The sequence below is a fragment of the Kribbella sp. CWNU-51 genome, from assembly GCF_054073265.1.
In genome coordinates this window covers 23,056-33,919 of record NZ_JBSXMZ010000033.1, presented here as the reverse complement: position 1 = coordinate 33,919, position 10,864 = coordinate 23,056, and the positions used below count along the sequence as shown (strand labels likewise).

Genomic DNA, 10,864 nt, shown 5'->3' with positions numbered 1-10,864 from the left:
GGTATGACGCAGAACTATCCTCCGAACCCGAACCAGCCGTACCCGCCGCCGCAGGGGTACCAGCAGGGTCCGCCGCGGGTGGCTCCGCAGGGTTCGCCGTACCCGGTGCTCGTCTCGACGATGAACGACCTGCCTGGCTACACCGCGGACATGGTGTTCGGCGAGGTGTTCGGGCTGACCGTGCGGAGCCGCGACTTCGGGTCGAACTTCACCGCGAGCTTCCGGTCGCTCGGCGGTGGCGAGGTGCCGGAGTACACCCAGATGCTGGCCGAGTCGCGGCACGTCGCGGTGATGCGGATGTGCCAGATGGCACAACAGCTGGGCGCCAACGCGATCCTCGCGATGCGGTTCGACTGCAACGAGATCGCGCAGACGATGAGTGAGGTGGCGGCGTACGGCACGGCCGTGATCGTGCGGAAGGTCGAGCCGCCGCGGATCCAGGACAGCAAGCCCGATGAGGATGATGCGAATGACAGCTGAATCTGCGAGCGCAGCGACCGAAAAACCGACGCAGCCGTTTCCGGCAGGATTCCGGTGGGGGGTCTCGACATCGGCGTACCAGATCGAGGGTGCCGTGGCCGAGGGCGGCCGCGGTCCCTCCACTTGGGACACCTTCTGCGCCGAGCCCGGCCGGGTCCTGCACGGCGACACCGGCGCGGTCGCCTGCGACCACTACCACCGGTACGCCGAGGACGTCGCGCTGATGCGTGAGCTCGGGGTGGACACGTACCGCTTCTCGTTCTCCTGGCCGCGGATCCAGCCATCGGGGACCGGGCCGCCGGCGGCCGCCGGTATGGACTTCTACGACCGGCTGATCGACACGCTGCTCGGCGCCGGGATCCGGCCGGCGCCGACGCTGTACCACTGGGACACGCCGCAGCCGCTGGAGGACGCGGGCGGGTGGTTGTCCCGGGATATCTGTGATCGCTTCGCGGACTATGCGGCCTTGCTGGCCGCGCGGTTCGCGGACCGGGTGCCGCAGTGGATCACGATCAATGAGCCGATGGTGCTCACCTTGATGGGCTATTCGCTCGGTGCACACGCGCCCGGGAAGGAACTGCTCTTCGACGCGCTCCCGGTCGCGCATCATCAGTTGCTCGCGCACGGTCGGGCGGTCCAGGCGCTGCGCGTGGGTGGGGCGACCGAGATCGGCATCGCCTCCAACCACGCGCCGACCTGGCCGGCCAGTGACAGCGTCGAGGACAAGGAAGCAGCCGGGCTGTACGACAACCTGATCAACTGGCTGTTCGCCGATCCGGTCCTGCTCGGGACGTATCCGTCGGGCTTCGAGGCCGCGATGCCCGGACCCGTCGCGGACGACCTGACCGTCATCTCCACCCCGATCGACTTCTTCGGCATCAATCACTACGCACCCGTGTCCGTCGGCGCCGCAACCGGCCAGGCCGACACGGCCGCGACCGACGGCATCCAACTCCCGCCCGGCCTGCCCTTCGAACCACGCCAACTCACCGGCTACCCGACCACCGACTTCGGCTGGCCGGTGGTGCCTGCCGCGTTCGGCGAGATCCTGCGGATCTTCAAGGACCGGTACGGCGATCGGCTGCCACCCCTCTACATCACCGAGAACGGGTGCGCGATCAACGACGACCCCGTCGACGGGGTGGTGTCCGACCAGCGGCGGATCGACTATCTGGACGGGTATCTGCGATCGTTGCGCGCGGCAATGGACGACGGGATCGACGTCCGCGGCTACTTCCAGTGGTCGTTGCTGGACAACTTCGAGTGGGCCGCGGGGTACTCGCAGCGGTTCGGCCTGGTGCACGTCGACTTCGCGACGCAGGTGCGGACTCCGAAAGCGTCGTACCACTGGTTTCGTGACGTGATCGCCCAGAGCCGGCCATGATTCCGGAGCCGGGGGTGGTGCCGGCGGCTCTCGCGGAACCGACCGTCCCGGTTCGGGCGCGGTGGACGGCAGCCGTCGTGCTGGCGAACGTGGGGGTGTTCGCCGCGTGGCTCGGTCCGATCCAGGTGCTGCTCGCGAAGCAGTCGGAGGCGGTTGCTCCAGGCAACAAGGAGTTCGTGTTCGGGCTGGTCACCGGGGTCGGCGCGGCGGTGTCGGTCGTCGCGAATCCGGGGTTCGGGGCGATCTCGGACCGGACCCTGTCGCGGCACGGGCGCCGGGTGCCGTGGGTGGTGGCGGGTGCGCTGGGAGGCGCTGCCGGGCTGTTCATCCTGGCCGGGGCGGACGTGATCGGGCTGATGCTGCTCGGTTGGTGCCTGATGCAACTGTTCGGGAACGCGCTGCTGGCGGCCATCACCGCGACTGTGCCGGACCGCGTCCCGGTCTCGCAGCGTGGCGTGGTCGGTGGGTGGGTGGCGATCTCGCAGGTGCTCGGTGCGCTGGTCGGGACCGCGCTGGCTACCGCCGCGGGCGGGATCGGCCTCGGGTACGTCGCGTGTGCGGTCTTCCTGCTGTTGTCCGTCGTACCGTATCTGTGGCGGAGCGGGGACTCCCGGCTGGCGCAGCGGCCGCCGCTCGTGGTGCGGGACTTCCTCCGCGGGTTCTGGATCAGCCCGCGCCGGTATCCGGATTTCGGGTGGGCGTGGCTGACCCGCTTCCTGTTCAACGTGGGGAACGCGCTGGGGACGCTGTACCTCTTCTACTACCTGCAGGACGAGGTCGGCGTCGACGATCCGGACACCGGCGTACTGATCCTGACCGCGATCTACAGCGTCTGCGTGCTGTGCACCGCGATCGGGTGCGGGAAGTGGTCGGATTCCGTTGCCCGGCGCAAGGTCTTCGTCACCGGCTCGGGCCTGGTGATGGCCGCGGCGGGCGTCGTCCTCGCCATCTGGCCGACCTGGCCCGGCGCCATCACCGGCGCGATCATCCTCGGCGCCGGCTTCGGCGTCTACCTCTCCGTCGACTTCGCCCTGCTCACCGAGGTCCTCCCCAGCGCCCGGGACCGCGCCAAGGACCTCGGCGTCATCAACATCGCCAACTCTCTTCCCCAGGTCCTCGCCCCCGCCATCGCCGCCCCGATCGTCAAACACCTCGGCGGCTACCCCGTCCTCTACCTCCTGGCCTCCGCTGTCACCGCCCTGGCCGCCGTACTCGTCCGCCAGATCCGCTCAGTCGATTGACCGCCGTACTCGCGGCAACAGCGTGCTGACGAACGCGATGGCCACTCCGAGCCCGGCGGCCACGACGAAGACCAGGTCGTACCCGGTCCCGAGAGCGGCTGGAGAGTTCCCGTCGGCTCTGGCGCCGGCGACTGTCGTGAGGACTGCCAGGCCCACGGATCCACCGACCTGACTGGCGGTGTTCGCGAGCCCGCCGACTACTCCCGCATCACCTTCGGGTACGTCGGCGGTCACGGCGGCCATCAGGGTCGGGAAGGTGAGTCCGATGCCGATCGCGATGAGCAGCGTGGGCCCGAGCACGCTGGTGAGGTAGCCGCTGCCGGCGCCGGCCTGAGCGAGCCAGCCGAAGCCGATCGGGAAGCAGCTGCTGCCGGCCAGGATCAGCGGGCGTACGCCGGTTCGCGGCAGCAGCGTGGCAGCCAGGCGTGCGACGACCACGAACGTCACTGCTGCGGGCGTCTGCCCGAGCCCGGATCGCAGGGCGCTGTAGCCAAGGACATCCTGCAGGTACAGCGACGTGAAGTACCACATCGCGATGGCGATGGCCCCGAACAGCAGAAGCAGGCCGTTGCCGACGGCAACCGTCCGGATGCTGAACAGCCGCAGGGGCATCATCGGCCGGGCGGCGACCCGCGCCTCGACCACGATGAAGACGGCGAGCAGGAGCAGGCCCGCTGCTCCCGGCGCGACGACTCGCATGATCGGCACTCGCGCCGCCACGCCACCTGCCTAGTTGTCAGGGGCGATTGCTCGGGCGACGGAGCGGCCGAGGGGGCTGGTGGCGGTGACCTTGATGTGGTTGAGGCCCAGCCAGGCGGCCATGAGGTGGAGTTCGGCGGCCAGGGGTTCGGTGGGGTCCGGGGTGTTGGGCTCGGGGGTGAGGGTGGGGACCACGAGGGTGGAGGTTTGGCGGTCGGCCTTCAGGTCTACTCGGGCGACCAGGCGATCGCCGAGGAGGAACGGAAGGACGTAGTAGCCGTGGGTGCGTTGGGGGGCTGGGGTGTAGATGCTGATGCGGTAGAAGAAGTCGAACAAGTGGTGGGTGCGGTCGCGGTTCCAGATCAGCGGGTCGAAGGGGGAGAGGAGCGCTCGGCCGTTGATGGGGTGGTCCTTGGCTTCGTGCCAGCGGTAGCTCTGTTGGGTGATGCCTTCGACCTGGACGGGGATCAGGTCCCCGGCCTCGACCAGTTCGCCGATGACCTGGCGTGCTGTTGCTGTGGGCAACGTGAAGTGGCCCTGGCCGGCGCCGCAGAGGTCTTTGGCTGTCGCGACACCCAGCCCGCGGGCGGCGATCCGGATGAGCTCGCGGCGGGCCTCGTCGGCGGTCGGCTCGGGCGCGGAGAGTACGTCGGCCGGCAGCACGCGCTCGGTGAGGTCGTAGACGCGCTCGAAGTTCTGCCGTCCCGCGATCGTCACCCGACCCGTGCAGAACAAGTACTCGATGGCGATCTTCGCGTCCTGCCAGTTCCACATCCGGCCGGTGGTCGGATCCGGATCCGCGTCGGTCCGCTTCCGCCGTACGCCGTCCGGACTCGCCTCGCCGGCCGTGAGCGGGCCCTTCTCGGTAACAATGGCGCGCACCTGGTCGACGTACCCAGGTCGCTCGGCGCTGAGCCGCCGCATCCCCGCGACCACCGACCATGGCGCGGTCACGTCGGGGCTCAGCTCCTGGTCCCACACCTGCCGCTCTGCCGCGCGCATCCGCCAGCGCAGCAACGGGTAGTAGCTCAACGGCAGCAGCGCGGCCTTGTGTCCCCAGAAGTACTCGAACAGCTCCCGGCCATCTCCCCAGCTGATCCGGTCGAGCGTCGTACGCGCGTAGTCCCCGACCCGGCCGAACACCGGCAGGTAATGCGACCGGCACAACACATTCACCGAATCGAGCTGCAGCACCCCGGCCCAGTCGATCGCCTTCCGCACCCGCCGTACATCCGCACGCCCGCCAATCCGCGCTTCCCCGAACCCCTGCGCGTTCAGGGCGATCCGTCGCGCAGCCCCGACCGAGATCTGATCACCAACCGCCACCATGAGCCGAACCTATCCCCGCCCCGGCCCACGGCGCAGGCCGATCAGGAGAGTCCCATCGTTGCGTAGGTGGAGCTGAGAGTGTGGAACACGGACTTGGGGTGCCACGCACCGTCCGGCTCCAGGCGGACCACGCCGTACGACGCCAGATCCAAGTCCTCGTGGGGATCCGGGTGATGCGGGAACTGATAGCCGGCGTACGTGAACCAGAAGGCGCTGTCGACGCCCTCCTCGTCGAAGACCTGCACGACCTCGCGGAAGTACGCCGCCTGCTCTTCCTCGTCACGCTCATAGGCGCCGTCCAGGCTCCAGGTGTCTCGGTCGACGATCATCCAGCCGCGGGCACCCTGGTCCGCGGCGCCACGGAAGGTGCAGCAGCCGAACTCGGTGACGACCACGGGCAGGCCGTGCCGACGTAAGGCCCGGACCTCCTCACGGAACCTCGCCGCGTTGTGCGCCGCCCGGTACGCGTCCGATGCGACATAGTCGAAGCGCGTCCAATCCACCTGTTCGAACGGCAGCGACGCATACGTCACCTTGCCGCCGAACGCCGGCCGCACCACCTCGACGACCTCGCCGAGAAACGCGTTCAGCCGAGGCGGGACGGCGGCGATCAACCCCGGCAACTCCGGCCCAGGATTCGTCAGCGCGGCGGTCCGCTCGAAGAGGTCGTCGCCGGGCAGGAAGCCGCGCGCGAAGATGCTCAACTCACCTCCGGTGACCAGTACGACGTCAGCCCCGGCCTGCTGGAGATGCGTACGGCGGTGCAGTGCAGCTCGCCCGCGATGACCTCCAGCTCGCGTTGTGCGGTCGCCGCGTCGAAGGCGTCCCGGGTCCACCGGCCGCTCAGGTGCGCGCCGGTGTCGTAGTTGATTCCCTTACCGCGCATTGGCCTGCTCCACTGCACGCTTGCGGTACCAAAGGCCCCAGCCGACCAGCACTGCGAGACAGCCGACGTGCAGCACCGGTGAGAGGTTCGCCATGAGGTCGACAGGCAGCAGGTAGACGAGCACCAGGCGGACGATCGCATCAGCCAGGAGCACACCGCCTACTACGGCGCTCAGCTTCAGGAAGCGGCGGCGGAACTGCGGCTGAGTGCGCCATCGCTCGTCCCATTCGGCGAGAAGTTCCGGCTTGCCGGCGTTGAGCTTCCGGGCGAGCGTGTAGATCAACGGATGGCCGGTCAGACATGAGCCCACGAGCAGGAGGCCGGCCGCGCCGGACAGGACCGATTCGCGTGCCAGCAGGATCCGCGGGTCGCCGGTGAGCAGCGACAACAAGAGCAGCAGGGCGAAGCTCGCACCCACCAACGCCCCGAGTCCGTTCAGCCGACGGTGTACGACGGCCACGAACGCGACCCGGATCAGGGCCGCGACACCGCCCGCGGCCAGGGCCGGAAGGACGTCGTACCCGAGGGCCCGTCCGCCGTAGTAGACGACGGTCGGCAGGCCGACGTCCCAGAGCAACCCCCGCAGGAGTTTCCGCTTGTCCATCAGAACCTCTCTCCATCACTTAAGATACTGTCAGTAGCTTAAGAGGCGCGCGACAAGCGTGATTAGGTCAGATGTCATGGGATACTCTGGGTATCTCTCATGGGAGGTTGGATGACCCAGGTGACGCGCCGGCGGGGCGCCGCCCTCGAGCAGGCGATCCTCGATGCGGCGGTCGAGGAGCTCAACGAGGTCGGCTATCACCGGCTGACCATGGACAGCGTCGCCGCCCGCGCCGGGACCGCGAAGAACGTCATCTACCGGCGCTGGCCGAGCCGTGCGGCGCTCAGTATCGCGGCCTACCGGCAGATGCTGCCGACCAACCCGGACGAAACACCCGACACCGGTTCGCTCCGTGGGGACGCGCTCGCCCTGCTCACCCGTGCCAACGACCGGCTGTCGTCCCCGGTCGGACGGATCCTCGGAGAGTTGCTGACCGACATCCAGTCCGACCCGGAGCGGCTGCGTGAGCTGCGAGACCAGATGGCCCGAGCCGGCATCGGCGTGTGGCTGACGGTGCTGGCCCGGGCGGCGAGCCGAGGCGAGGTCGCCCCGGCCGCACTCACACCCCGCGTCGCCACGGTCGCCGTCGATCTGCTCCGCAACGAGTACGCATTGAACGGCGCGACCAGTGTCCCGGGCAGCGTCCTGACCGAGATCGTCGACGAGGTGTTCCTCCCGCTGACTACGCAGGCACGGGCATCGCGTCGTACCTGAGGCTGAGATGCCGCAGATAAGGTTTCAGATATGTCGGTGATGCAGTCGTCCAAGCTTGCGAACGTTTGCTACGAGATCCGCGGCCCGGTGCTCGAGGAGGCGCAGCGGCTGGAGGCGGCGGGCCACCGGATCCTCAAGCTGAACACGGGGAATCCGGCGCCGTTCGGGTTCGAATGTCCGCCGGAGATCCTCGAGGACATCGTCCGTAACCTCGCCGACGCGCATGGTTACGGCGACGCGAAGGGCCTGCCGTCCGCCCGGCGGGCGATCGTGCAGCACTACCAGCCTGCGGGCGTCCATCTGGACATCGACGACATCTACATCGGCAACGGCGTCTCCGAGCTGATCCAGATGGCCGTGCAGGCGCTGCTCGAGGACGGGGACGAGGTCCTCATCCCCGCGCCGGACTACCCGCTGTGGACCGCGGCGGTCGCGCTGGCCGGCGGTACGCCGGTGCATTACCGCTGCGACGAGCAGTCCGACTGGATGCCGGACCCGGCCGATATCGAGGCGAAGATCACCGACCGCACCAAGGCGCTGGTGATCATCAACCCCAACAACCCGACCGGCGCCGTGTACGACCACGACCTGCTGGTGACGCTGGTCGACATCGCCCGCCGGCACGGTCTGCTCATCTACGCCGACGAGATCTACGAGAAGATCCTGTACGACGACGCCGTGCACATCCCGGTCGCGTCACTGGCTCCCGACGTACTGACGCTCACCTTCAACGGACTGTCCAAGGCGTACCGGGTGGCCGGCTACCGCTGCGGCTGGCTCGCGGTCAGCGGTCCCAAGCACCAGGCGACCAGCTATCTCGAGGGCCTGACGATCCTGTCGAACATGCGGTTGTGCGCGAACATGCCGGCCCAGCACGCCATCGCCACCGCACTCGGTGGCAGGCAGTCGATCCGGGATCTCGTGCTGCCCGGCGGTCGGCTGCTGGCGCAGCGGGACACGGCGTACGAACTGCTGACTCAGATCCCCGGGGTGACGTGTGTGAAGCCGAAGGGTGCGCTGTACGTGTTCCCGCGGCTCGACCCGAAGGTGTTCGGGATCACCGACGATCGTCAGTTCGTGCTGGACCTGCTCCGCGCCGAGAAGATCATGATCGTCCAGGGCACCGGCTTCAACTGGCCCGAACCGGACCACATCCGCATCGTCACGCTTCCGCACAAGGATCAGCTCGAGGATGCCCTGACCCGCATCGGCACCTTCCTCGACACCTACCGTCAACGCTGAGCCATCGCACTCCGCAGCAGCTGGAAGTCCTCGACGGTGAGTGACACCAGTCCCCGGCGGAGTTGATAGCCCCAGTTGGGCTGCTGGGTCAGGTTGAGCTCGGCAGTGATGTCGGCGAGGGCGGCCGGCTCGACCGGGTCGAAGTCGACCCGGCGCCGCCAGGGGCGAACGATGCCGTGGGCACCCATCGACATCGGCTCCGCCTGGTAGGGCTCGGCATCGGCGACGACCCCGAGCGCGGTGAAGGCCCGGAGCGGCGTCTTCTCGCCGTACTGATCGGTCGGCGAGTAGATGACGAACCCGTCTCCGAACCTCAGCCGGGCTACGCCTGGCCGTTTCCCGTGGTTGAGCTGGATGAAGCCGCCGGCGGCGGCGCGCCGGGCGTGTTCCGCCGACACGACACCCAGCCAGGCTCGTTCAGGTTGCGAGGTAGTAGTCACGTACCTACTGTCCGGCCGTATATACGACATCTTTCGTCATGATTTGCGGCGGAGCGCGGCGAGGTGGCCCTGCGCTACGGCCCCACCGGGCGGCCCGAACGCCGGCACCATTGGCGCGTAGGGTGCCGTGCATGCCGCAGTTCTCGTTTGAGGGAAAGAGCCCGAGCATTCACCCGGATGCCTGGATCGCGCCGACCGCGACGCTGGTCGGCGACGTCGTCGTCGAGGCGGGCGCCTCGATCTGGTACGGCGTGGTGATCCGGGCCGACCTGGGCACGATCACGATCCGGGCCGGGGCGAACATCCAGGACAACACGGTGATCCATGTCGGCAGCAACGGTTGTGAGATCGGCCCGAACGCGACCGTTGGTCACCAATGCCTGGTGCACGACTGCACGATCGGGGAACAGGCCCTGGTCGGCAACGGCGCGATCGTCCTGGACGGCGCGGTCGTCGGCGCACGATCCCTGATCGCGGCCGGCTCGACCGTGACGCCCGGCGCGGTGATCCCACCCGAATCCGTCGCCCTCGGCAGCCCCGCCAAGAAGATCGTCCCGCTCGAAGGCACCGCCAAGCTGTTCGTCGACCACAACGCCGCCGTCTACCACAACCTCGCCCGACGTCACGCCGCCACGGTCGAAGAAGTCGGATGAAACCCGGTGAGCTCGATCGGCGGGCCAAACTGCATTTCGCCCGCCAGGCTGTGCTGGCCCAGGTGACCGGCCTGCCCAGCATGGTCCGCGCGCACCTGACTGACGGCCCGCGGACGCCGGCACTCCTGACCGACCGCGAGCCGCCGGACACGCCGCTGACCCGTGACGTGCTCGAGTTGGCCCGCGCGTCGTACGCCGAACCGCTGCTCGGCCACTGCCTGCGGACATGGTTGTGGGGCGACCTGCTCGGCAGCTGCGACGGCATCACCCCGGACGCAGAACTCCTCTACATCGCCTCCCTCCTGCACGACATCGCGCTGACCGACCGCTTCCGCCCGGACGAGTCGGCCGGGTGTTTCGCGGTCCACGGCGGCGAAGTCGCCCGCACGACGCTGACGTCACTCGGCGCGGATTCGTCGTACGCCGATGAGGTGGCCGGAGCGATCGCGTTGCACATGAACATTCGGCCCGGCGGCGGACCAGAGGCCCGCCTGCTCCAGGCCGGCGCCCACCTCGACGTCGGCGGCACCCGGGCAGGCGACCTGCCCCGGCAGACGATCCGCGAGGTGGTCGGCAGATACCCCCGGCACGGATTCCCCGCCTGCTTCGCGACCGCGATGCGCCGCGAAACTGCCGAGCGGCCCAACTCACGAGCGGCCGTCCTCTGGCGCCTGGGGATGCGCCTGCCCATGAACCACAACCCCTTGGACCGCAAGGACTCCTAGGCCAGGGGCGGATCGGAAAGCGGTGGGAAAGGACCCGGTGCGAGGTTACGGTGGCAGCCTGACCGAGGGAGGGTACTCATGACCGAGATCGCGAACTCCGGCGCCGCGGTGATCAGCCGCGTGGACGGGCGGGACGACGGCGAGGACTGGACCGAGAACTACACCGAGCTTCCGGGCGGTGCGAACGTCTCGCTGATCCTCGAGTCCACCACGCAGGAAGGCGTCGGCCCCCGGCTGCACAAGCATCCGTACGCCGAGACCTTCATCATCCGGCGTGGTACGGCGACGTTCACCGTCGACACCGAGGAGATCGTCGGCAAGGCCGGCCAGATCCTCGTCGTCCCCGCCGACACCCCGCACAAGTTCCGCACCGGCCCCGGCGGCTACGAAGCCGTCCACATCCACGCCAACCCCACCTTCGAAACCATCTGGCTCGAGTAGTGGTTCGTCACCCGGGCACACGTTCC

The 10,864-nt window shown here is 68.6% G+C and carries 14 protein-coding genes; 8 read left to right on the top strand and 6 right to left on the bottom strand.

Going from position 1 to position 10,864, the window contains the following annotated elements:
- Positions 1 to 3: 3 nt before the first annotated feature.
- Genes ACXC9Q_RS30045 through ACXC9Q_RS30035 form a run of 3 tightly spaced genes read left to right on the top strand, consistent with a single transcriptional unit; the run spans position 4 to position 3,105 of the window.
- Positions 4 to 480: a YbjQ family protein gene (locus ACXC9Q_RS30045; protein WP_457059990.1), complete on the top strand. Its 477-nt coding sequence runs from the start codon at positions 4 to 6 to the stop codon at positions 478 to 480.
- Positions 470 to 1,864, top strand: a complete 1,395-nt coding sequence (locus ACXC9Q_RS30040; RefSeq protein ID WP_457059989.1) for a GH1 family beta-glucosidase — start codon at positions 470 to 472, stop codon at positions 1,862 to 1,864. Before ACXC9Q_RS30045 ends, ACXC9Q_RS30040 begins: the two co-directional genes overlap by 11 nt.
- Entirely contained in the window at positions 1,861 to 3,105 is a 1,245-nt protein-coding gene (locus ACXC9Q_RS30035; RefSeq protein ID WP_457059987.1) for an MFS transporter, read from the top strand. Before ACXC9Q_RS30040 ends, ACXC9Q_RS30035 begins: the two co-directional genes overlap by 4 nt.
- Here the strand turns inward: ACXC9Q_RS30035 and ACXC9Q_RS30030 are convergent.
- The 5 genes from ACXC9Q_RS30030 to ACXC9Q_RS30010 are packed head-to-tail and all read right to left on the bottom strand — an operon-like array spanning position 3,094 to position 6,623.
- Complete coding sequence (locus ACXC9Q_RS30030; protein WP_457059986.1) at positions 3,094 to 3,825, bottom strand: MFS transporter; 732 nt, start codon at positions 3,823 to 3,825, stop codon at positions 3,094 to 3,096. The genes ACXC9Q_RS30035 and ACXC9Q_RS30030 overlap by 12 nt on opposite strands.
- Positions 3,826 to 3,834: 9 nt before the next feature.
- On the bottom strand, positions 3,835 to 5,133 hold the full coding sequence (locus ACXC9Q_RS30025) for a winged helix-turn-helix domain-containing protein (protein WP_457059985.1): 1,299 nt from the start codon (positions 5,131 to 5,133) through the stop codon (positions 3,835 to 3,837).
- Between the two features lie 41 nt (positions 5,134 to 5,174).
- Entirely contained in the window at positions 5,175 to 5,837 is a 663-nt protein-coding gene (locus ACXC9Q_RS30020; protein WP_457059984.1) for a hypothetical protein, read from the bottom strand.
- Entirely contained in the window at positions 5,834 to 6,019 is a 186-nt protein-coding gene (locus ACXC9Q_RS30015; protein ID WP_457059983.1) for a hypothetical protein, read from the bottom strand. Before ACXC9Q_RS30015 ends, ACXC9Q_RS30020 begins: the two co-directional genes overlap by 4 nt.
- On the bottom strand, positions 6,009 to 6,623 hold the full coding sequence (locus ACXC9Q_RS30010; protein WP_457059982.1) for a VC0807 family protein: 615 nt from the start codon (positions 6,621 to 6,623) through the stop codon (positions 6,009 to 6,011). The genes ACXC9Q_RS30015 and ACXC9Q_RS30010 overlap by 11 nt, the downstream gene beginning before the upstream one ends.
- A 111-nt stretch (positions 6,624 to 6,734) precedes the next feature.
- On the opposite strand from ACXC9Q_RS30010, the gene ACXC9Q_RS30005 reads away from it, so the two are divergent.
- Together ACXC9Q_RS30005 and ACXC9Q_RS30000 are read left to right on the top strand one after the other, a co-directional pair.
- Positions 6,735 to 7,337 carry a TetR/AcrR family transcriptional regulator gene (locus tag ACXC9Q_RS30005; protein ID WP_457059981.1) on the top strand — a complete coding sequence of 201 codons (603 nt, stop codon included), beginning with the start codon at positions 6,735 to 6,737 and terminating at the stop codon, positions 7,335 to 7,337.
- Between the two features lie 30 nt (positions 7,338 to 7,367).
- Complete coding sequence (locus ACXC9Q_RS30000; RefSeq protein WP_457059980.1) at positions 7,368 to 8,579, top strand: pyridoxal phosphate-dependent aminotransferase; 1,212 nt, start codon at positions 7,368 to 7,370, stop codon at positions 8,577 to 8,579.
- Here ACXC9Q_RS30000 and ACXC9Q_RS29995 read toward each other — a convergent pair.
- Positions 8,570 to 9,019 (bottom strand): EVE domain-containing protein, encoded by a 450-nt coding sequence (locus ACXC9Q_RS29995; RefSeq protein WP_457059979.1) that lies wholly within the window; start codon positions 9,017 to 9,019, stop codon positions 8,570 to 8,572. The genes ACXC9Q_RS30000 and ACXC9Q_RS29995 overlap by 10 nt on opposite strands.
- Positions 9,020 to 9,150: 131 nt before the next feature.
- On the opposite strand from ACXC9Q_RS29995, the gene ACXC9Q_RS29990 reads away from it, so the two are divergent.
- The 3 genes from ACXC9Q_RS29990 to ACXC9Q_RS29980 all read left to right on the top strand — a co-directional run bounded on the left by ACXC9Q_RS29990 (position 9,151) and on the right by ACXC9Q_RS29980 (position 10,838).
- Positions 9,151 to 9,672 (top strand): gamma carbonic anhydrase family protein, encoded by a 522-nt coding sequence (locus tag ACXC9Q_RS29990; protein ID WP_457059978.1) that lies wholly within the window; start codon positions 9,151 to 9,153, stop codon positions 9,670 to 9,672.
- Entirely contained in the window at positions 9,669 to 10,397 is a 729-nt protein-coding gene (locus ACXC9Q_RS29985; RefSeq protein WP_457059977.1) for an HD domain-containing protein, read from the top strand. Before ACXC9Q_RS29990 ends, ACXC9Q_RS29985 begins: the two co-directional genes overlap by 4 nt.
- Positions 10,398 to 10,475: 78 nt before the next feature.
- Positions 10,476 to 10,838: a cupin domain-containing protein gene (locus ACXC9Q_RS29980; RefSeq protein ID WP_457059976.1), complete on the top strand. Its 363-nt coding sequence runs from the start codon at positions 10,476 to 10,478 to the stop codon at positions 10,836 to 10,838.
- The last annotated feature ends 26 nt before the right edge of the window (positions 10,839 to 10,864 follow it).